Source organism: Microbacterium sp. bgisy203 (genome assembly GCF_057706945.1).
Genome location: NZ_JBYIPF010000009.1, coordinates 77419 through 98719 on the forward strand (window position 1 = coordinate 77419; position 21301 = coordinate 98719).

Annotated in this window: 19 protein-coding genes; 9 read left to right on the top strand and 10 right to left on the bottom strand. The window is 69.9% G+C overall.

Annotated elements, in window-relative coordinates; genetic code table 11:
- Positions 1–148: 148 nt before the first annotated feature.
- Positions 149–1123, top strand: a complete 975-nt coding sequence (locus AC3ENQ_RS12550; RefSeq protein ID WP_431805079.1) for a COX15/CtaA family protein — start codon at positions 149–151, stop codon at positions 1121–1123.
- Positions 1124–1255: 132 nt separating this feature from the next.
- Positions 1256–1735, top strand: coding sequence for a dinucleotide-utilizing enzyme (locus tag AC3ENQ_RS12555; protein WP_431805080.1), 480 nt, complete (start codon positions 1256–1258; stop codon positions 1733–1735).
- A 7-nt stretch (positions 1736–1742) separates the two neighbouring features.
- Here the strand turns inward: AC3ENQ_RS12555 and AC3ENQ_RS12560 are convergent, their stop codons facing one another.
- From AC3ENQ_RS12560 to AC3ENQ_RS12570, 3 genes are all read right to left on the bottom strand, one after another.
- The gene (locus AC3ENQ_RS12560; protein ID WP_431805081.1) at positions 1743–3182 is read right to left on the bottom strand and encodes a glycoside hydrolase family 18 protein; all 1440 of its coding nucleotides are present in this window, start codon (positions 3180–3182) and stop codon (positions 1743–1745) included.
- Between the two features lie 273 nt (positions 3183–3455).
- Complete coding sequence (locus tag AC3ENQ_RS12565; protein WP_431805082.1) at positions 3456–4334, bottom strand: endonuclease domain-containing protein; 879 nt, start codon at positions 4332–4334, stop codon at positions 3456–3458.
- 295 nt (positions 4335–4629) lie between these two features.
- Entirely contained in the window at positions 4630–5589 is a 960-nt protein-coding gene (locus tag AC3ENQ_RS12570; RefSeq protein WP_431805083.1) for a heme o synthase, read from the bottom strand.
- A 305-nt stretch (positions 5590–5894) separates the two neighbouring features.
- Between AC3ENQ_RS12570 and tkt the strand changes: the two genes are divergently transcribed.
- The 6 genes from tkt to pgl are packed head-to-tail and all read left to right on the top strand — an operon-like array spanning position 5895 to position 14055.
- Positions 5895–7997, top strand: a complete 2103-nt coding sequence (gene tkt / locus AC3ENQ_RS12575) for a transketolase (RefSeq protein WP_431805084.1) — start codon at positions 5895–5897, stop codon at positions 7995–7997.
- Positions 7994–9118: a transaldolase gene (gene tal, locus AC3ENQ_RS12580; protein WP_431805085.1), complete on the top strand. Its 1125-nt coding sequence runs from the start codon at positions 7994–7996 to the stop codon at positions 9116–9118. Before tkt ends, tal begins: the two co-directional genes overlap by 4 nt.
- A complete protein-coding gene (locus AC3ENQ_RS12585) occupies positions 9115–10746 on the top strand; it encodes a glucose-6-phosphate isomerase (RefSeq protein ID WP_431805086.1) in 1632 nt (543 codons plus the stop codon). The genes tal and AC3ENQ_RS12585 overlap by 4 nt, the downstream gene beginning before the upstream one ends.
- A 14-nt stretch (positions 10747–10760) precedes the next feature.
- Positions 10761–12311 (top strand): glucose-6-phosphate dehydrogenase, encoded by a 1551-nt coding sequence (gene zwf / locus AC3ENQ_RS12590; RefSeq protein ID WP_431805087.1) that lies wholly within the window; start codon positions 10761–10763, stop codon positions 12309–12311.
- Complete coding sequence (locus AC3ENQ_RS12595; RefSeq protein ID WP_431805088.1) at positions 12308–13267, top strand: glucose-6-phosphate dehydrogenase assembly protein OpcA; 960 nt, start codon at positions 12308–12310, stop codon at positions 13265–13267. The genes zwf and AC3ENQ_RS12595 overlap by 4 nt, the downstream gene beginning before the upstream one ends.
- An 8-nt stretch (positions 13268–13275) precedes the next feature.
- On the top strand, positions 13276–14055 hold the full coding sequence (pgl, locus tag AC3ENQ_RS12600; protein ID WP_431805089.1) for a 6-phosphogluconolactonase: 780 nt from the start codon (positions 13276–13278) through the stop codon (positions 14053–14055).
- 32 nt (positions 14056–14087) lie between these two features.
- Here the strand turns inward: pgl and AC3ENQ_RS12605 are convergent, their stop codons facing one another.
- From AC3ENQ_RS12605 to AC3ENQ_RS12630, 6 genes are all read right to left on the bottom strand, one after another.
- Complete coding sequence (locus AC3ENQ_RS12605; protein WP_431805090.1) at positions 14088–14444, bottom strand: RNA polymerase-binding protein RbpA; 357 nt, start codon at positions 14442–14444, stop codon at positions 14088–14090.
- Positions 14444–14692 (bottom strand): preprotein translocase subunit SecG, encoded by a 249-nt coding sequence (secG, locus tag AC3ENQ_RS12610; RefSeq protein ID WP_431805091.1) that lies wholly within the window; start codon positions 14690–14692, stop codon positions 14444–14446. The genes AC3ENQ_RS12605 and secG overlap by 1 nt, the downstream gene beginning before the upstream one ends.
- Positions 14693–14874: 182 nt before the next feature.
- Positions 14875–15657, bottom strand: coding sequence for a triose-phosphate isomerase (tpiA, locus tag AC3ENQ_RS12615; RefSeq protein WP_431805092.1), 783 nt, complete (start codon positions 15655–15657; stop codon positions 14875–14877).
- Positions 15657–16874 carry a phosphoglycerate kinase gene (locus tag AC3ENQ_RS12620; RefSeq protein WP_431805093.1) on the bottom strand — a complete coding sequence of 406 codons (1218 nt, stop codon included), beginning with the start codon at positions 16872–16874 and terminating at the stop codon, positions 15657–15659. The genes tpiA and AC3ENQ_RS12620 overlap by 1 nt, the downstream gene beginning before the upstream one ends.
- A gap of 10 nt (positions 16875–16884) precedes the next feature.
- Complete coding sequence (gene gap, locus AC3ENQ_RS12625; protein ID WP_431805094.1) at positions 16885–17889, bottom strand: type I glyceraldehyde-3-phosphate dehydrogenase; 1005 nt, start codon at positions 17887–17889, stop codon at positions 16885–16887.
- 139 nt (positions 17890–18028) lie between these two features.
- Positions 18029–18655, bottom strand: coding sequence for a superoxide dismutase (locus tag AC3ENQ_RS12630; RefSeq protein WP_431805095.1), 627 nt, complete (start codon positions 18653–18655; stop codon positions 18029–18031).
- 390 nt (positions 18656–19045) lie between these two features.
- Between AC3ENQ_RS12630 and AC3ENQ_RS12635 the strand changes: the two genes are divergently transcribed.
- Positions 19046–20044 carry a hypothetical protein gene (locus AC3ENQ_RS12635; RefSeq protein WP_431805096.1) on the top strand — a complete coding sequence of 333 codons (999 nt, stop codon included), beginning with the start codon at positions 19046–19048 and terminating at the stop codon, positions 20042–20044.
- A 194-nt stretch (positions 20045–20238) separates the two neighbouring features.
- Here AC3ENQ_RS12635 and whiA read toward each other — a convergent pair whose 3' ends face one another.
- Positions 20239–21216, bottom strand: a complete 978-nt coding sequence (gene whiA, locus AC3ENQ_RS12640; protein WP_431805097.1) for a DNA-binding protein WhiA — start codon at positions 21214–21216, stop codon at positions 20239–20241.
- Between the last annotated feature and the right edge of the window lie 85 nt (positions 21217–21301).

Below are 21301 nucleotides of genomic sequence, written 5' to 3' on the forward strand. Positions count from 1 at the left end.
TAGGGCGCACGGGGTGCGCGCCTAGACTGACAGTGGGACCGATGCGATCTGGATCGCCGTCGCTCCCACCGTTCAAGTCTACAGGCAACGCTCCGGCGAGGGGCGTGCCCGGCGCCCGCCCGAGGCGCCCCCTCCGGAGGCGACGTCCATGTCCCAGGCCCCTGTCAGCGACGCAGATCGCGCGACATCACGCACGTCGCTCCGCGATGCGCTGCTGCCCGATCACGTGACCCGTTACACGCGCGTGCTGGCGTGGCTGCTCCTCATCAGCAACATCGTGATCGTCGGCACCGGCGGGCTCGTGCGCTTGACCGGATCGGGCATGGGCTGCGAGACCTGGCCGTACTGCACGTCCGAGTCGCTCGTCCCGACCGAAGAGCTCGGCATGCACGGCCTCATCGAGTTCGGCAACCGGACTCTCACCGGCGTCCTCGTCGTCATCGCCCTTCTCGCCTTCCTCTCCGTCGTCCGCCTCTGGAAGACGCGGCCCGAGCTCCCGAGCCTGACCCTCGCGGTCGGCATCGGCATCATCCTGCAGGCGGTCATCGGCGGCGTCACGGTGCTGCTGCACCTGCACCCTGCGGTCGTGGGGCTCCACTACCTCGTCTCCGCCGCCCTCGTCGCCATCGCCACGGCGTACGTCGTCCGCGTCTACGCGACACCCGGGCCGCAACGCACCGCCGTGCCGAAGCGCTATGCGGTGCTCGTGCACGTGACGAGCGTCGTCCTCCTCGTCACCGTCCTGATCGGCATCCTGCTCACCGGCTCCGGCCCGCACGCGGGCGACGACGCCGCGGCGCGCAACGGACTCGACCCGATCCTCTGGCAGCACGTGCACAGCTGGCCGGCCTACGTGCTGTTCGCGCTCACCCTGATCGTCTTCGCCGGATCGTTCCGGATGCCGGAGATCCTCCGCCTGCCGCTGTGGACCGGTCTCCTCCTCGCCGTCGAGGTCGTCCAGATCATCGTCGGGATCTGGCAGGCGCGCACCGGTCTGCCGATCGCGCTCGTGAACATCCACATGGTGCTCGCGGTGTCGCTCGTCGCTGCCATGACCGCGGTGCTCATGCATCTCAAGGCTCCGCGGGCGGTGCTCACCTTCGACGGCGGATCGACCACCTGAGTCCGATCACCGACTCCTGGGCGAAATCCGTTCCACAGGAGGATCATAGGGAGAACATCGCTCGCACTCGGGCGCTGCGCAGATAGTCGATGAGTCGCCGCGTGTGCGCCGACACGACCCGAAGGAGTCCTCATGTCCACCTCCCGCCTGATCCGCAGCGTCCCGTTCTGGGTGCTCGTGGGCGGTTCCGTCGTCGCGATCGCCGTCGGCGCGTATCTGCTCATCTCGAAGCTCGACGTGATGACGACCGCTCTCAACAACCAGACCGCGACCGGCGTCGAGGTGTACGCCGGTCAGGTGTGGGCCGTCGCCGGCGCACTGCTGGGCGGCATCGGCCTCATCGGTCTCGCGCTCGCGCTCACCCTCGCGGCCCTCAGCGCCCTGATCCCCGCCGCGCCGGAAGCCGTGGACGTCGTCGCGCTCTCCAACGAGCCGCTTTACAGCACCCCGGTCGAGGACGACACCGTCGTGGTCGTCGTCGATGAGCCCGTCGATGCCGTCGCCGAGGACGTGATCGCCGACGACGTGATCGCCGATGCCGCCGCGTCGGAGGCCGAGGGTACGGACACGGCGAAGGGCGCCCCGGCCGAAACCGAGACGCCCCGCGCCTGACCTGCCGTCAGTCGAGCAACGGTGCGACCACGCCCATCAGGGCGTGGTCGTCCGTGTCTTGGCTGAGCTCCCACACCATCGCGCCGCGCAGACCCAGCTTCTCGATGAGCTTCACGCGCTGCGCGATCGACCGGGGGTTCGTGAACGTGATGACGGTGCGGACGGTCTCGGGCCCCGTCGTCAGGTTCGGGTGGTCCGCCGCCGCGGAGTACAAGTACGGCTCACCCGCGAGGATGTTCCACCCGACCGTGTACCCCGCCCCGCCCGTCGTGCCGTCGGCGCTCACGTAGCCCGCGTCGACGAGCGCACGGAAGCTCGGCTGGAAGGCGCTGTCGGCAAGCAGCGAGTCGGCGCTCAAGCCGCGGTTGTCGTAGGCGGTGTAGAGGCCGTTGTTCTTCGTTCCGGTGCGGAGCCACTGCTGGCCGTAGAACCCCATGCCCACGACGATCTTCGAGCGCGGCACGCCCTGCAACAGGTAATACCCGACGGTGCCGACCGTGTTCCATGTCGGGTCCTTCGCGTTCGGGTCGCGCGGGTCGTACCCGAACAGCGAGTTGTGCGCGGCGACCTTGCTCGAGGCGACGTTGTAGTCGTACGACATGACGTTCACCCAGTCGAGGTGCTTCGCGAACTTCGCCAGCTCGTAGTACTTCGTCGAGCTCTTCGCGGCGGGAAGCGCGGCCGTCAGCAGGTAGTGCGTGCCCGTCGTCGCGCCATAGGCATCCAGCTGCGTGCGGAACTCCTTCGCGAGCGCCGTCGCGTTGGCGCGGTCGGCGGGACTCGGGTTGTAGTTGCCGTCTGCGACGGCGGTCGGGTACTCCCAGTCGAGGTCGATGCCGTCGAAGATGCCGGCCGCGGCGCCCTCTCCCCCGGCATCCTCGGGCCACCCGCCGGTGGGCAGGTTGCCCTTGATGAACGTGTCGATGCAGGCCGCGGCGAAGGCGCTCCGCAGCTCGGGCGTCGACGCGAGCGTCGAGAACCACTTCGACTTCGTCCAGCCACCCAGGGAGATCTGCACCTTGAGGTGGGGGTTCTGCGCCTTGAGCTTCTTCAGCTGGTTGAAGTTGCCGTAGAGGTTGCCGTTGTCGCCGACCGTGTCGGCCTGGCCGTCGACGGAGTTCTCGCCGCCCCAGTAGACCATCTGGTAGTCGGCCCACGGGTCGAGGCTGTCGCATCCCACCGCGCCCGTCGCGGGGTCGTAGGTCGCGTCGCCGAAGGCGTACTGGATGACGTTCATCTTGTCGGCGGGGATGTCCTTCACGAAGAACTGACGGTCGTAGACGCTCCAGCTCGTGAAGTACGCGGTCACGACATTCTCGGGGACGTCAGGGACGGCGGGGGTGGTCGACGCTTGTGCGGGGGCGGCGCCGATGGAGCCGGCGGCGACGACGGTAGCGGCGGTGATGCCGACCGCGGCGCGACGCCGGGCGAGGGGAAGAGCGGGCATGCGGATTCCTTCCTGGGGAGCGGTATCGGCCCCACTCTCCGCTTCGGCGAGGGGTCTCCACATCGGGGAAACCCCGTACTCCCGGCATCCCCCGCCCCGAGCCGCGCCTCTCCGAGCCGCGCCTCCCCGAGCCTCCCCGCGCCGCCTCCTCTCCACGCCTCCCCCACCGCGCGAGGGTCGCGCGTTCTCCGGAGATCGCGCGTTCTTCGGAGAGATTCGCGCCGAAAGGTCCGAAGGAGCCCGGATCTCCGAAGAACGCGCGCCCCGGCGGGCTCACCGAGAAAGGTGCAGACCCTGCGCCACGGCCCGCTGGATCGCATCCTGCACCGCCGGCCAGTCATCGACGATCTGCGTGTAGGTGAACCGCAGCACGTGGTAACCCATCAGCGTGAGGGCGGCATCGTGTGCGACGTCGCTCGCGCGCTGCGCACCGACGTGGTGACCGCCGTCGATCTGCACGACGAGCCGGTCGCCGATGAGGAAATCCACCCGATGCCCGCCGATGAAGACCTGCGTCAGGATGCGGAGCCGCAGCCACCGGAGCGCCGTGCGGAACAGCGTCTCGAGCCCCGACTCCGACAGCGGGTCGACCCGGGCAAGCACCGAGCGCGCCGCGGGCGGCAAGCGCAGCCGCGACAGTTCGGCGACGGTAATCAGTCGGCGGTGCACGGCACTGTCCCAGACCGCGACGGCCGCAGCGACCGGCTGGCAGGCGGCCACGAGGAGGAGCGCGTTCTCGATCCTGTCGACGAGGGCATCCGGCTCGCGCGGCACCACCGGGCGCGCCCAGTGCACGGCGGCGCGCTCCGGCTTGCCGCCGGCCGCGCCCGGGTCCGCGGCGACATGACATCTGTCCTCGGTGGCGACCCACAGCCCGAGACGCCGCGCGAGGCTGATGCACGAGAGGACGACGCCGGCTCTCGCCGCGGAGACGAGCTCGGCGTCGGCCCCGGGCAGGGCGACCCAGTCGCGTCGCACGCGCTCGAGCGCGCCGGCGGCGACGGCTCGCGCGATGTGGTGGGGGCTGTGCCCCTCCGCTCGGAGCCGCGACGCGCGCGCGACCCCTCCCGCGGCGGCGACGGACGCGACGAGCGCGTGGCCGCGAGCCGACAGCGCGAGAGAGGGACAGACGGCGGGTGTCGTCGGGATCATGCCCGCCAGGATGCCGGGGCGCAGCGCGTCGCGCGGCCCCGAGGACCCGATCGGTGGACAACTCCCGCGAGATCGCCCCTGTGGAGGAGCGGATGCCGACGCGCACGCGTCGCCGGCATCCCGCGCACCGGCGCCGCGCCGGGTGCCTCCGTTCTGCGGAGATCGGGCGTTCTCCGGACCGATCCGCGCCGAAACCTCCGAAGAACGCTCGATCTCCGAAGGACGCGCACCGCGCGGAACCCTAGGTCACAAGGGCAGGGGGTCAGAAGGGCAGGGGGTCAGAAGGACAAGAGGGTCAGAAGGGCAGGAGCGGGTCGATCGCGATCGCGAGGAAGAGGAGCGTCAGGTAGGTGATGGAGGCGTGGAACACGCGCATCGGCTTGATCTGCTCGCCGCGCGCGGCGCGGTTATACAGCACGTGCGCCTCGACGATGAACCAGCCGCCGAACACGACCGCCGACACCGTGTACACGAGGCCCATACTCGCGACCGGCACGAGCAGGAGCGAGGAGGCCACCGTCGCCCACGCGTACAGGATCACCTGGAGCCCGACCTGCAGCCCATCACGCGTCGCACCGAGCATCGGCACGTCGACGTCCTGGTAGTCGTCCTTGTACTTCATCGACAGCGGCCAGTAGTGCGGCGGCGTCCACAGGAAGACGAGGAGGAACAGGATGAACGGGGGCCACGCGAGCGACCCGGTCACGGCGGTCCAGCCGATGAGGACCGGGAAGCATCCGGCAATGCCGCCCCAGACGATGTTCTGCTCGGTGCGACGCTTGAGGATCATCGTGTAGATCACGACGTAGAAGAAGATCGCGACGGCGCTGAGGGATGCCGCGAGCAGATTCGTCGTGAGAGCCAGCCACACGGTCGAGAGCACCGCGAGGGTCCACGCGAAGATCAGCGCCGCACGCGGAGAGACCTCTCCCGTCACGATCGGACGGTTCTCGGTGCGGTGCATATGGGCGTCGATGTCGCGGTCGAGGTACATGTTGAACGCCGCGGCCGACCCGGCGCTCATAGCGCCGCCGATGACGGTCGCGACGACGAGCCAGAGGCTCGGCATGCCGCCCTGGGCGAGGATCATGACCGGCACGGTCGTCACGAGGAGGAGCTCGAGCACCCGGGGTTTCGTGAGCGCGACGTATGCCTTCAGGGTCCGACCGAAGCCGGGGCGGGAAGCGGTGCGCACCTCTGCGGATGCCGCGCCCTTCCGGGTCGCCCCGCCCTGCATGGTCGTCGTGATGTCCATCGCCCCCGCCGCAGTCCGAAAAGTCGCAGCAAGTCTACGGCATCCGCTCAGCCCGCTCTTCGGCACCTCTGTCAAAACGTCCGGCGGACGGCTCTGTCCCACCCCGTCACAACGGCCCCCCACGACACCCGCTTCGATATGCTGGAACCACATACGCGCGCCCGAGCGCCGATCCCATCACACCTCCCCGCACACCCTGTCCGGAGGCCGCGGACCGGCCGCTGTCCCCCTGGAGACACAGGTGGAGACAGGTGGAGACACCGGACAGGTGGAACCACAGGGCGCTTCTGCAGAAAGGCGACCGGGTGTCCGAGCTGGCCAGTGAGACCACCACCGAGCTGACGTGGGATGAGATCGATCGGCGCGCGGTGGACACCGCGCGGGTGCTGGCGGCGGATGCCGTCGAGAAGGTGGGCAACGGCCACCCCGGGACGGCGATGAGCCTGGCCCCCGCCGCGTACCTGTTGTATCAGCGCGTCCTGCGCCACGACCCGGCCGATACCCACTGGATCGGTCGCGACCGCTTCATCCTGTCGGCGGGCCACTCCTCGCTCACGCAGTACGTGCAGCTCTACCTCGGCGGGTTCGGCCTGGAGCTGAAGGACCTCGAGGCGCTCCGCACGTGGGGCTCGCTCACCCCCGGTCACCCGGAGTACGGGCACACGAAGGGCGTCGAGATCACGACCGGGCCGCTGGGTCAGGGTCTGTCGTCGGCGGTGGGCTTCGCGTACGCCGCCCGCTACGAGCGGGGACTGTTCGACCCGGAGGCCCCGGCGGGTGAGAGCCCGTTCGACCACTTCGTGTACGTGATCGCCGGCGACGGCGACCTGCAGGAGGGCGTCACGAGCGAAGCGTCGAGCCTCGCCGGTCATCAGGAGCTCGGCAACCTCATCGCGATCTACGACTCGAACCAGATCTCCATCGAGGACGACACGAACGTCGCGTTCACCGAGGACGTCGCCAAGCGGTACGAGGCCTACGGCTGGCACGTGCAGACGGTGGACTGGAAGAAGACCGGCGAGTACGTCGAAGACGTCGCCGAGCTGTACGCCGCGATCCAGGCGGCGCAGGGCGAGTCGGCGAAGCCCTCGCTCATCATCCTGAAGACGATCATCGGCTGGCCCTCCCCGGGCAAGCAGAACTCCGGCAAGATTCACGGCTCCGCGCTCGGCGCCGACGAACTCGCCGCGACGAAGAAGGTGCTGGGCTTCGACCCGGAGAAGACCTTCGTCGTCGCAGACGATGTCATCGCGCACACGCGCGAGCTGGGTGAGCGCGCCGCCGAGGCACGCGCCTCCTGGCAGACGTCGTTCGACGCGTGGGCGGCGGCGAACCCGGAGCGGAAGGCACTCCTCGACCGCCTCGAAGCGGGCGAGCTCCCCGCGGACCTCGACGTGCCGACGTTCACGGCCGGAAAGGACGTCTCGACGCGCGCCGCGTCGGGCCAGGTCATCAACGCGCTCGCCGCGCAGCTCCCGGAGCTGTGGGGCGGCTCGGCCGACCTCGCCGAGTCGAACCTCACGACCATCAAGGACGCGAAGAGCTTCATCCCGGCGGAGTGGTCGACGCACGAGTGGTCGGGTGACCCGTACGGGCGCGTGCTCCACTTCGGCATCCGCGAGCACGCCATGGGCGCGATCGTCAACGGCATCAAGCTGCACGGACCGACCCGCCCGTTCGGGGGCACGTTCCTGATCTTCAGCGACTACATGCGCCCCCCGGTGCGCCTCGCGGCGCTCATGGACATCCCGTCGATCTTCGTATGGACGCACGACTCGGTCGCGCTCGGCGAGGACGGACCGACGCACCAGCCGGTCGAGCAGCTCTCGACGCTGCGCCTCATCCCCAACTTCACCGTCGTCCGCCCCGCCGACGCGAACGAGACCTCCGCCGCGTGGCTCGAGATCGTCCGCCGCACCTCGGGTGGCCCGGTCGGCATCGCGCTCACGCGACAGAACATCCCGGTCTTCCCGCGCGGCGAAGACGGCTTCGCCGGGGTCGAGGGTGTCGCGAAGGGCGCATACACGCTCCTCGACACCGAAGGCACGCCGGACGTCATCCTCATCGCGACCGGCTCCGAAGTGCAGCTCGCCGTCCAGGCGCGTGAGACGCTCGCCGGCGAAGGCATCCGTGCCCGCGTCGTGTCGGCGCCGTCGCTCGAGTGGTTCGCAGAGCAGGATGCCGACTACCGCGAGCAGGTCCTGCCCGCCGCAGTGAAGGCGCGCGTCTCGGTCGAGGCCGGCTCTACCCCCCTGTGGCGCGGCATCGTCGGCGACGCCGGCCGCACCGTCGGCATCGACCACTTCGGCGCATCCGCCGACTACAAGACCCTGTTCGAGAAGTTCGGCATCACCGCCGACCACGTCGTCCAGGCGGCGCGCGAGACCGTCAAGGAGAACAACGCATGAGCACCCCCACCGAAGACCTCGTCGCACAGGGCGTCAGCATCTGGCTCGACGACCTCTCCCGCACCCGCATCGACTCGGGCACCCTCGCCGAGCTGATCACGAGCCGGAACGTCTCGGGCGTCACCACGAACCCGTCGATCTTCCAAGCGGCCATCGGCAACCGGAACGACGACTCCTACGACGCGCCGCTCGCTGCGCTCGCCGCCGCGGGCGCGGACGTCGACACAGCGATCTTCGAGCTCACCACGACCGACGTGCGTGACGCGGCCGACATCTTCCGCGGCATGTACGACGCGACCGGCGGCGTCGACGGGCGGGTGTCGATCGAGGTCTCCCCCGACCTCGCGCACGACACCGACGCGACCGTCGCCGAGGCGAAGAAGCTGTGGGCCAAGGTCGACCGCCCCAACGCGCTCATCAAGATCCCCGCGACCAAGGCCGGCCTCCCCGCGATCACCGCGGTCATCGCGGAGGGGATCTCGGTCAACGTCACCCTGATCTTCTCCCTCGACCGCTACGCGGAGGTGATGGATGCCTACCTCACCGGCCTCACGCAGGCGAAGGAGAACGGGCACGACCTCTCCGGCATCCACTCCGTCGCCTCGTTCTTCGTCTCCCGCGTGGACACCGAGGTCGACAAGCGCCTCGCCGCGCTCGGCACCGACGAAGCCGCCGCGCTGAAGTCGCAGGCCGGCCTTGCCAACGCGCGGCTGGCCTACGAGCTGTTCGAGCAGACCTTCGCGACCCCGCGTGCGCAGGAGCTCGTCGCCGCCGGCGGCACCGTGCAGCGGCCCCTGTGGGCCTCGACCGGTGTGAAGGACCCTGCACTCCCCGACACGCTCTACGTCACCGAGCTCGTCGCGCCCGGCACCGTCAACACCATGCCGGAGAAGACCCTCGAGGCGACGTTCGACCACGGCGTCATCACGGGCGACACCGTCACCGGCGGCTACGCCGACGCCCACCGCACCTTCACCGCCCTCGCCGAGGTCGGCGTCGACATGAGCGACGTCGTCCAGGTGCTCGAAGACGAAGGCGTCGAGAAGTTCATCGCCTCCTGGCACGACCTCCAGCAGACCGTCGCCACCGCGCTGGCGGCGACGGCGGAGGCAGCGCGGTGAGCTTCGAGATCCACGTCTCGGGTCACGTCAAGGACGTCGTCGACGAGACCCTTCCGGGCCTCGTCGACTCGCTCGTCGCGAGCGGCCTCACCGCCGGCGACCCGGAGCTGTGGGGACCCGAGGCGACCGACGAGGCATCCCGCCGTCTCGGCTGGGTGAACGCCGTCGGTGTCTCCCGTCCGCTCGTCCCCGAGATCGAGGCCCTGCGCGCCGAACTGGCCGGTCGCGGCATCACGCGCATCGTCCTCGCCGGCATGGGCGGGTCCTCGCTCGCCCCCGAGGTGATCACCGCGACGGCGCGCCTGCCGCTGGTCATCCTCGATTCGACCGCTCCGAGTCAGGTGCTCGCCGCGATCGACGGCGACAGCGAGACGGGCGGCCTGGCCGAGACCGTCCTCGTCGTGTCGTCGAAGTCAGGATCGACGGTCGAGACCGACTCCGCGCGGCGCGCCTTCGAGGCCGCCTGGCGCGACCTCGGCATCGACCCCGCCGAGCACATCGTCGTCGTCACCGATCCGGGCTCGCCGCTCGACGTCTCGGCCCGCGAGGCCGGCTACCGTGTCTTCAACGCCGACCCGAACGTCGGCGGCCGCTACTCGGCGCTCACCGCCTTCGGCCTCGTGCCCTCGGGGCTGGCCGGCGTCGACGTCGGGGAACTGCTGGATGAGGCCGACGCGACGCTGCTCGAGGTCGCGATCGACGATCCGCGGAACCCCGCCCTCGTCCTCGCCGCGGCGATCGCCGGCACCGCCGGCGGTGCGCCGCGCCGCGACAAGCTCGGCCTCGTGACCGACGGCACCCACATCGAGGGGCTGCCCGACTGGATCGAGCAGCTCATCGCCGAGTCGACCGGCAAGAACGGCACCGGCATCCTCCCGGTCGTGCTCGTCCCCCTCTCGCCCGAGGTCGACGTGCAGACGCCGGACGACATGCAGATCGTCCGTCTCGTCGACGACGCGGAGCATCCCCGCCTGCTCGAGAAGCACCCGGGCGAGATCCTCGTGAGCGGGTCGCTGGGTGCGCAGTTCATCGTCTGGGAGTTCGCGACCGCGATCGCCGGACGCATGCTCGGCATCAACCCGTTCGACCAGCCCGATGTGGAGTCCGCCAAGGAGGCCGCGCGCGGTCTCCTCAACGCGCGCCCCGAAGTCGGTGCCGCAGCTTTCAGCGTCGACGGCATCGATGTGCGCGTGTCGGACATCTCGCTGACGGCATCCAACACGCTCGCCGGCGTCTTCGACGCGCTGTGGGCACGGCTCGGCCCGACCGGATATGTGTCGATCCAGGCATACGTCGACCGGAACGAGATGCCACAGCTCGCCGGCCTCCGCGAGATGATCGCGGCCGACAGCCGCCGTCCGACCACGTTCGGCTGGGGCCCCCGCTTCCTCCACTCGACCGGGCAGTACCACAAGGGCGGCCCCGCCGAGGGCGTCTTCCTGCAGATCATCGGCCCGGGAGAGGTCGACCTCGAAATCCCCGGTCGGCCGTTCACTTTCGGGCAATTGATCGCGGCGCAGGCCGCGGGAGACGCCGCCGTGCTCATGTCGCACGGGCGCCCCGTCGTCACCCTGACGCTCACCGACGCCCAGGCCGACGTCCTCGCCATTTACGAAGCAGCGCAGTAGGAGTAACCGATCCGATGACTGTCGAGATCTCGCGCGGGAACAACCCCCTGCGCGACCCGGATGATCGACGCCTCAACCGCATCGCGGGGCCGAGCGCGCTGGTCATCTTCGGCGTGACGGGAGACCTGTCGCGCAAGAAGCTCATGCCCGCCGTGTACGACCTCGCCAACCGCGGGCTCTTGCCGCCCGGGTTCGCCCTCGTCGGCTTCGCCCGGCGCGACTGGGAGGACCAGGACTTCGCGAAGGTCGTCCACGACTCGGTGAGGCAGTACGCCCGCACCCCGTTCCGCGAGGAGACGTGGAAGCAGCTGCTGCAGGGCATCCGGTTCGTCTCGGGCGAGTTCGGCGACGCCGACGCGTTCCGGCGGCTGCGTGAGACCGTCGAGAAGCTCGACGTCGAACGCGGAACGATGGGGAACCACGCGTTCTACCTGTCGATCCCGCCGCGCGACTTCCCGATCGTGGCGAAGCAGCTGAAGGAGTCCGGTCTCGTCGACGACAAGTCGACGGGGGCGGATGCCTGGCGCCGCGTCGTCATCGAGAAGCCGTTCGGATCCGACCTGCAGACGGCGCGCGAGCTCAACGCGGCACTCGAGGTCGCGTTCCCCGCCGATTCGATCTTCCGAATCGACCACTACCTCGGCAAGGAGACGGTCCAGAACATCCTGGCGCTGCGCTTCGCGAACGAGCTGTACGAGCCCATCTGGAACGCGAACTACGTCGACCACGTCCAGATCACGATGGCCGAGGACATCGGCGTCGGCGGCCGCGCCGGATACTACGACGGCATCGGAGCCGCGCGCGACGTCATCCAGAACCACCTCCTGCAGCTCATGGCCCTCACCGCCATGGAGGAGCCGAACTCGATGGAGGCCAAGGACCTCCGCGCCGAGAAGGAGAAGGTGCTCGCCGCCGTGCGGCTGCCCGCAGACCTCTCCACCGCCGCCGCGCGCGGGCAGTACGGCGGCGGCTGGCAGGGCGGCGAGGAGGTCACGGCGTTCCTCGACGAGGACGGCATGGACCCGCAGTCGACGACCGAGACCTACGCGGCCGTCAAGCTCGAGATCGCCACGCGCCGCTGGGCGGGCGTGCCCTTCTATCTGCGTACCGGAAAGCGTCTGGGGCGCCGCGTGACCGAGATCGCCGTCGTCTTCAAGCGGGCGCCGCAGCACCTGTTCCAGCGGAACCAGACACTCGAACTCGGTCAGAACGCGCTCGTCATCCGCGTGCAGCCCGACGAAGGCGTGACGATCCGGTTCGGCTCGAAGGTACCCGGGGCCGCGAACGAGGTGCGCGACGTCACGATGGACTTCGGGTACGGCCACGCCTTCACCGAGTCGAGCCCCGAGGCGTACGAGCGCCTCATCCTCGACGTGCTCCTCGGCGACCCGCCGCTCTTCCCCCGTCACGAGGAGGTCGAGCTGTCGTGGAAGATCCTCGACCCCGTCGAGCAGTACTGGGCTTCCGAGGGAGGGCCGCTCGAGCAGTACGCCCCGGGGTCCTGGGGACCGCCGTCCGCCGATGAGCTCTTGGCCCGCGACGGCCGCGTCTGGAGGCGTCCATGATCGTCGACCTGCCCGACACCACGGTGTCGAAGATCGCCCGCTCGCTCGTGAGCGTCCGCGAGGAGGGCGGCGCCGTCGCGCTCGGCCGCGTGCTGACGCTCGTGATCGTGACGACCCACGGCGTGCAGGAGGAGGCCATCGAGGCCGCCAACGACGCCTCCCGCGAGCACCCGATGCGCGTCATCGTGCTGATCGCCGACCCCGACGGCGAGGCGCGCCTGGACGCCCAGATCCGCGTGGGCGGAGACGCGGGCGCGAGCGAGGTCATCATCCTCCGTGCCCACGGCCCCGCCGCCGAGAGCCAAGAGGGCTTGATCACCGGCCTGCTCCTTCCCGATGCGCCCGTCGTCGCGTGGTGGCCCGACTACCCGCCCGCCGTCCCGTCGACGTCGGATGTCGGACGCATGGCGCAGCGGCGCATCACGGATGCCTCGACGAAGCCCTTCACCAAGGATCGGCTCTCCCAGCTCGGCGCCTCCTACGCTCCGGGCGACACCGACCTCGCCTGGACGCGCCTCACGCACTGGCGCGAGCAGCTCGCCGCCGTCCTCGACCAGCCCCCGTACGAGACGGTCACCGCCGTCGAGGTCGTCGGTGCCGGCAGCTCGCCGTCGACGGGGTTGCTCGCCGCGTGGCTGCGCCTCAAGCTCGACGTCCCCGTGGCGTGGCGCTACGCCCCGGCCGCCGAGTGGGAGCACGGCATCCGGAGCGTTCGACTGACCCGTGCCAGTGGCGACATCGTGCTCGAGCGCAGCAACGACATCGATGCGACGCTCACCCAGCCCGGCCAGCCCGCGCATGACATCGTCCTCCCCCGCCGGACGCTCCGCGAGTGCCTGGCCGAGGAGCTCCGTCGCCTGGACCCGGACGTCCTGTATGGTCGAGTGATCACGGAGGGCTGGTCGCTCATCGGCCCGCCGGAGCAGGCGGACTCGGCGAACGCGTCGGAATCTTAGGAGTCTCGATGGCGCAGATGTGGACCGAGAAGCGCGTGGTGATCAGCGAGGACGCGCCGCAGCTCGCCTCCGCCGTCGCCGACCGTCTGATCGTGCGGCTCATCCGCCGCTCCCTCGCCGGAAAGACCTCGCACCTGCTGCTCACGGGCGGGGCGATCGGCACCGAGGTGCTGCGCGCCGCCGGGGCGCACGAGCGCCGCGGCGAGGTGGACTGGTCGCTCGTGCACCTGTGGTGGGGCGACGAGCGCTTCCTCGCCGCCGACGACCCGGAGCGCAACGACGTCGGGGCACGCCGCGCGTTCATCGACCACATCGACATCCCGGCCGACAACGTGCACCCGCTGGCGACATCCGACGACGTGTCCGACATGGACGCGGCTGCGGATGCCTACGCCGCCGACCTCGCCCGGTACGGCACCGACGAGCACCCGTGGCCGTCGTTCTACCTGTGCTTCCTCGGCGTCGGACCCGACGGCCACATCGCCTCGCTCTTCCCCGACCGCGGCGAGATCCAGATCACCGACCGCACGGTCGTCGCGGTGCACGACGCACCCAAGCCGCCGGCCGACCGCCTCACCGTGACGCGACCGGTCATCAATTCGGCGCGGTGCGTCTGGCTCGTGCTCTCGGGCGTCGACAAGGCGGCGGCGCTCGGACTCGCCCTGGCCGGCGCGAGCTACGAGACGGTGCCCGCCGCGGGCGCCAAGGGACGCAAGCGCACGCTCTTCTTCGTCGATCAGGATGCCGCGGCGAACGTTCCGCCGGAGCTCATCGACCAGGAGTTCTGACGCGCGGCGGATCACTGCCGCCGCAGGCGCGCTCAGGCCTGGCCGCGCCGCTCGCGCAACTGGTGCAGTGCGTCGTCGAGGAGGGCATCGGCCTCTTCCTCGGTGCGACGCTCCTTCACATAGGCGAGATGCGTCTTGTACGGCTCGGTCTTCGCGACCGCCGGCGGGTTGTCCTTATCGCGCCCGGCGGGAAGGCCCGAGTGCGGCGAGTCGATGACCTCGGGGATCTCCTCCTCGGCGATGCCGGCCGCGAAGTAGCGGACCGTTTCGTTGCCGAGTCCGTCCCAGTACGACACGGCGATGCGGTCGGCGTGGTGTCCGTGGTCCTGTTCGCCCATCGGACCGGCACCGACACGGGTGCCGCGGATCGCGTTTCCTCCGGTAGCCATCAGATCCCCTGGAATTTCGTGATCAGGCCGAGAGCGACGATCGCCAGGAACCAGATCAGTGCGAGCACGACGGTGAATCGATTGAGGTTACGCTCCGCGAGGCCCGACGAGCCCATTGCAGAACTCATTCCACCGCCGAACATGTCGGACAGGCCGCCACCGCGGCCCTTGTGCAGCAGGATCAGCAGGGTCAGCAGCAGGCTCGTGATGCCGAGCACCACCTGCAGGACGAACTCGAGGATGTCCACCGTCGTTGAAGCCTTTCGCGGCGCCCGGCTCGGGCGCACAGGTTTTCGGCACCCGCTTCGGGGCGCACAAGGATCGAGTATACCGGTCGTCGCGTTCGCACCCGCTTCGCCCGCTCGACGACCGGGTACGGGTGTCCCCGTCCGGTCGTCGAGCGCGCAGCGGAGCGCCGCGTCGAGAGCCCTCAGACCCCGACGTGCTTCTGGTAGCGGATGATCGCAGCGAACTCGTCGACCACGAGACTCGCCCCGCCGACCAGGGCGCCGTCCACGTCGGGCTCGCGCATGAAGCTCGCGATGTTGCCCGACTTGACCGATCCGCCGTAGAGGATGCGGGTGCGCGCCGCGGCGTCGTCGCCGAGCTTCGCGGCGATGACGGCGCGAAGCGCGGCGCACACCTCCTGCGCCTGCTCGGGCGAAGCGACCTGACCGGTGCCGATCGCCCAGACGGGCTCGTAGGCGACCACGATGTCGGCATCCGCCGGCACGCCCTCGAGGGCGACTTCGAGCTGTCCGACGGAGACGGCGGTGGGGCCGGACTCCTCCCGCTGCTCGAGCGTCTCGCCGACGCAGATGACCGGCACGAGACCGTTGCGAAGCGCGGCCTGCACCTTCTCCGCGACGATCTCGTCGGTTTCGTGGTGGTAGTCGCGACGCTCGGAGTGCCCGATGATCACGTACGCGCAGGAGAGCTTCGACAGGAAGACGCCCGACACCTCGCCGGTGTATGCGCCCGAATCCTTCGTCGACAGGTCCTGCGCGCCGAGGGCGAACGGGATCTTGTCGGCATCCAGCAGCGTCTGCACGGTGCGGAGATCGGTGAACGGCGGGAAGAGCCCGACCTCGACCGAGGCGTCGTCGTGTCCGGCATCCTTCAGCGTCCAGTGCAGCTTCTGCACGAACGCGACCGCCTGCAGGTGGTCGAGATTCATCTTCCAGTTGCCGGCGATGAGCGGTTGCCGCGCCATCAGCCCTCCCATCCCAGGACCTCGAGACCCGGGAGCTTCTTGCCCTCCAGGAATTCCAGGCTCGCGCCGCCGCCGGTCGAGATGTGACCGAACTGGTCGTCGGTGAACCCGAGCTGACGCACCGCCGCGGCGGAGTCGCCGCCGCCGACGACCGACAGACCGTTCACCTCGGTGAGCGCCTGCGCGACGGCCTTCGTACCGCTCGCGAAGGCGGGCATCTCGAACACGCCCATCGGGCCGTTCCAGAACACCGTCCGCGACGACGTGATGGCGTCGGCGAAGATGCGCTCGGTGGCGGGGCCGATGTCGAGTCCCATGCCCTCGGGGCCGTAGGGCGTGTCCTCGAGCGCGTCCGCCTGGGCGACCACGTGGTCGGCGTCGGCGGAGAACGCGGAGGCCATGACGGAGTCGACGGGGAGGATGAGCTCGACGCCCAGCTCGTCGGCCTTCGCGATGTAGCCCTTGACGGTGTCGAACTGGTCGGCTTCGAGCAGGCTCTTGCCGACCTTGAAGCCCTGCGCGGCGAGGAACGTGTAGGCCATGCCGCCGCCGACGAGGATCTTGTTCGCGCGCGGGAGGAGGTGCTCGATGACGCCGAGTTTGTCGCTCACCTTCGAGCCGCCCAGGACGACCGCGTAGGGCCGCTCCGGGTTCTCGGTGAGGCGGTCGAGGACGTCGACCTCCTTCTCGATGAGGAAGCCGGCGGCCGACGGCAGGATCTCCGCCAGCTCGTAGACGGATGCCTGCTTGCGGTGCACGACCCCGAAGCCGTCGGAGACGAGCGCCTCGCCGAGGGCCGCGAGCTGTTCGGCGAACGCGCGACGCTCGCCTTCGTCCTTCGCGGTCTCGCCCGGGTCGAAGCGGAGGTTCTCGATGACGGCGACCTCGCCGTCGGCGAGGCCGGCGGCGGTCGACTGCGCCGCGTCACCGACCGTGTCGCCCGCGAAGGCGACGCGCTTGCCGAGGAGTTCGGACAGGCGCTGCGCGACCGGCTCGAGGCTGTACTTCGGGTCGGGGGCGCCGTCGGGGCGGCCCAGGTGCGAGCACGCGATGATGCGTGCGCCCTGGTTGATGAGGTAGTTCAGCGTCGGAAGTGCCGCCCGGATACGGCCATCGTCCGTGATGACGCCCTCTTTGAGAGGGACGTTGAAGTCAACACGGACGATGACACGCTTACCGGCCAGCGAACCCAACGATGCGAGGGTACGCAGAGCCATGGGGTCTACCTCAGAGCTTCTCGGCGACGAGCTCGGTCAGGTCGACGAGACGGTTGGAGTAACCCCACTCGTTGTCGTACCAGCCGACGACCTTCACCTGGTTGCCGATGACACGCGTGAGCCCCGCGTCGAAGATGCAGGAGTGCTCGTCGGTGACGATGTCGCTCGAGACGATCTCGTCTTCGGTGTACTTGAGGATGCCCTTGAGCGGACCCTCGGCGGCGGCCTTGTACGCAGCCTTGATCTCGTCGACGGTCACGTCCTTGCGGAGCTCGACCGTGAGGTCGGTCGCCGAGCCGGTGGGGACGGGGACGCGCATCGCGAAGCCGTCGAGCTTGCCCTTGAGCTCGGGCAGGACGAGGCCGATCGCCTTGGCGGCACCGGTCGACGTCGGGACGATGTTGATCGCGGCGGCGCGGGCACGGCGGAGATCCTTGTGCGGGCCGTCCTGCAGGTTCTGGTCAGCCGTGTAGGCGTGGACCGTCGTCATGAGGCCCTTGACGATGCCGAAGTTGTCCTCGAGCACCTTCGCGAGCGGCGCGAGGCAGTTCGTCGTGCACGACGCGTTGGAGATGATGTTGTGCACGGCGTTGTCGTACTCGCCCTCGTTCGCACCGATGACGAACGTGCCGTCCTCGCCCGACGCGGGAGCCGAGATGATGACCTTCTTGGCACCGCCTTCGATGTGCTTCTTGGCGTCGGCGGCGTTCGTGAAGCGGCCCGTCGACTCGATGACGATGTCGACGCCGAGCTCGCCCCACGGCAGCGCTGCCGGGTCGCGCTCCTCGAAGACCTTGATGGTCTTGTCGCCGACAGTGATCGAGTCGCCCGTGTAGCTGACCTCCTGGTCGAGACGGCCCAGGATCGAGTCGTACTTCAGCAGGTGGGCGAGGGTCTTGTTGTCGGTGAGGTCGTTCACCGCCACGATGTCGAGGTCAGCTCCCTGCGCGAGAGCCGCGCGGAGGAAGTTGCGTCCGATGCGGCCGAAGCCGTTGATTCCGATCTTGACAGACACGTTGTCTCCCGGTTCCTGTCGCGCCGTGGTCGCCGTTCTCGGCGACCCTGGGACGCGATCGCTGATGTGAGAAAAGGATGCCGGGTCTCCCCCGTCGCCGGGAGGGACCCGGCATCCTCACCTGGTCATGACACTACTACTAGAGCAGGCCGGCCGTCTTGTCCTTCGCCGTCGAAAAGCGCTCGACGACGTTCTGCCAGTTGGCGATGTTCCAGATGGCCTTGACGTAGTCGGCCTTGACGTTGAGGTAGTCGAGGTAGAAGGCGTGCTCCCACATGTCGACCTGGAAGATCGGGATGGTGCCCTGCGCCGTGTTCGACTGCTGGTCGAAGAGCTGCTGGATGATCAGCTGCTCGCCGATCGGGTCCCAGCTGAGGACGGCCCAGCCGGAGCCCTGGATGCCGGTCGCGGCCGCGGTGAAGTGCGCCTGGAACTTGTCGAAGCCGCCGAAGAATTCGTCGATCGCGGACTTCAGCTCGCCCTCGGGCTGCTCGCCGCCGCCCGCCGAGGCGGGGGCCAGGTTGGTCCAGAAGATCGAGTGGTTGACGTGCCCGCCCAGGTTAAAGGCGAGGTCCTTCTCGAGCTTGTTGACGTTCGCGAGGTTGCCGCTCTCGCGGGCCTCCGCGAGCTGCTCGAGGGCGGTGTTGGCTCCGGTGACGTACGCCTGATGGTGCTTGTCGTGGTGGAGCTCCATGATTTTACCGCTGATGTGCGGCTCGAGGGCCGCGAAGTCGTACGGGAGGTCCGGGAGTGTGTACTTCGCCATCTTCTCTTCTTCCTGTTCGCGCCGCGTCGCACGCGGCGAGGGGACGTGTTTCATCCTATTGACGTCCAACGCCTGCGTCAGGGGGTTGTTCCCCGTGTGACGCCGTTGTACACGCGCCTCCCCTGCTCCCCTCCCCTGCTCCCCTCCCCTCCGACCGCCTTCCTCCCGCGCCCCGCCCTTCCTCCCGCGCCCCTTCTCCCCGAGACCGCGCGTTCTCGACGAGACCCGCCGCACGAACCCCGGGTCTCGTCGAGAACACCGGGTCTCGGGGCGGGACGGACGACGGCGGGGGGCGGCATCGTCCTCTCCACAGCACGCCAATGTGCGGGATCGTCCACAGATCCCGCAGATCGGATGCCGAGGCGGAGCCGAATGGGTTTGGGTGGGCGGATGACTCTCGTCGCCGACTCAGCCACCGTGCCGCCCCCGCCCGTCCCGCTCTTCCGCCGCGCCGATGTCGCGAACGCGGCGCGCGCCGTCCGCGCGGGCGAACTCGTCCGAGTCGGGCGAGGAACCTACGCGCCCGCCGAGTCCTGGCGAACGCTGGCGCCGTGGCACCGCTACCTCGCCCGCGTGCACGCGGCTGCACGCAGTCATCCCGACGCGGTCCTCGTGCTCGAATCCGCCGCGGCGGTGCGCGGTCTCCCCGTCTTCGGCGAGCCGCCCGACGTGCACCTCCTGGTGTCCGATCCCGCGAAGTCACGCAGGCTGCCGGGGGTCCAGGTGCACACGACCGAACGGATGCCGACGGTCGAGTGCCGTGGCGGCATCCTGATCGCCTCTGCCGCCGACGTCGCGGTCGACATGGCGCGCCTGCGGCACCCGGCGATTGCGTTGGCCGTCGCGGGCAGTGCGCTGCGTGCGGACCCGAACCTCACCGTGGGAATGATGGCCGCCGCCAGCGCCGCGCGGCCGACTCCGCGCGGCGCGCGGGCGGTGCCGTGGGTACTCGAACGCGCGTCACCGGTACCTGAGTCGCCGCTGGAACACGTGAGCATCGCGGTCATCGAGTGGCTCGGATTCCCGCCTCCCGAACTGCAACGCTGGATCCTCGGCCGAGACCCGCACGACGAGGACCGCGTCGACCTGTGGTGGGAGCAGTGGGGCATCGCCGGCGAGGCGGACGGCGACATCAAGTACAGCGGCGTGCTGGGCGATGCCCGCGAGGCACTCAACGCGCGAAACGCACGCGACGCCCGATTGTTGCGCAAAGGCGTCCGCGCGACAGCCCACTGGGCGCTCCGCGATCTCGTGGCGTGCGAGCAGGTCCGCGCCATCCTCCCCGCCGCAGGTCTGCCGATCATCCGCCCGGAGCAGACCGGACCGCTCCTCAGCTTGGCGCGCGCCCTCCGCGGCCATCCCGCGCGCGGCGTCCTGCCGGTGACCTAGCGCCGCGCCGCGCCGCCCCCGTCGCCGGCCCCGGCCCCCGCCCTAGGAACCCCGAGACCGCCTGTTCTCGACGAGACCCACGCCCCTGAGACACGGTCTCGTCGAGAACGCAGGGTCTCGCGGGATAAACGCACCCCAAGACGCGGCCTCGTCGAGAACGCAGGGTCTCGCGGGAGAACGCGGCGAGGGGGCGGTCAGTCCTCGAAGCCCTCGGGGACGGCGGATTCGGTGCCGGGAATGCCCTCGGCGGTCGCCTTCTTGTCGGCCATCGCCAGGAGGCGCCGGATGCGACCTGCGACGGCATCCTTCGTCAGCGGCGGATCGGCGTGGTGACCCAGCTCGTCGAGGCTCGCGTCGCGATGCGCGAGGCGCAGCTCGCCGGCTTCCTGGAGGTGCTCGGGAACCTCGTCGCCGAGGATCTCGAGGGCGCGCTCGACGCGCGCGCAGGCGGCGACGGCGGCCTGCGCCGAGCGGCGGAGGTTCGCGTCGTCGAAGTTCACGAGACGATTCACGCCCGCGCGCACCTCACGTCGCTGACGCATCTCATCCCACGCCTGGGCCGTCTGCACGGCGCCCATCTCGGCGAGGGCGACACGGATGGCTTCGCCGTCGCGGACCACGACGCGCGGCACGCCGCGGACTTCGCGGGCCTTTGCGGCGATCCCGAGCCGGTGCGCGGCGCCGACGAGCGCCATCGCCGCCTCGCCCGACGGGCACGCGATCTCCAGGGCGGCAGAGCGCCCGGGCTCCGACAGCGTGCCGGCGGCGAGGAACGCACCGCGCCACACCGCGGCGAGGTCGGGGCGCGCGCCGGTGGTGAGCTTGTTCGGGAGGCCGCGGACCGGGCGGCGACGCTGGTCGAGCAGTCCCGTCTGACGGGCGAGCGTCTCACCGCCGTCGATCACGCGGACGGCGAAAGACCCACCCGCGCGGCCGCCGGATGCCTGGACCCGGTGCAGCTCGGGGCGTACCCCGTACAGCTCCATGATGTCCCGGGCGACGCGGCGCGCGAGGAGGTCGGACTCGAGTTCGGCTTCGACGGCGACGCGGCCGGCGATCGAGTGGAGGCCACCGGAGAAGCGGAGGATCGCGGTGAGCTCCGCCACGCGAGCCGTGGGACGAGGGTCGCGGACGGCGGCCAGCTCGGTCTTCACGTCTGCAGTGGGGGGCACGGCGGTCCTTTGGTCGAGGTGGGGGTGGGAACGGCGGCGCGCTCTGCGGTGAGGCGGCGATCGAGGCCGTCAGCCAGGGACAAGG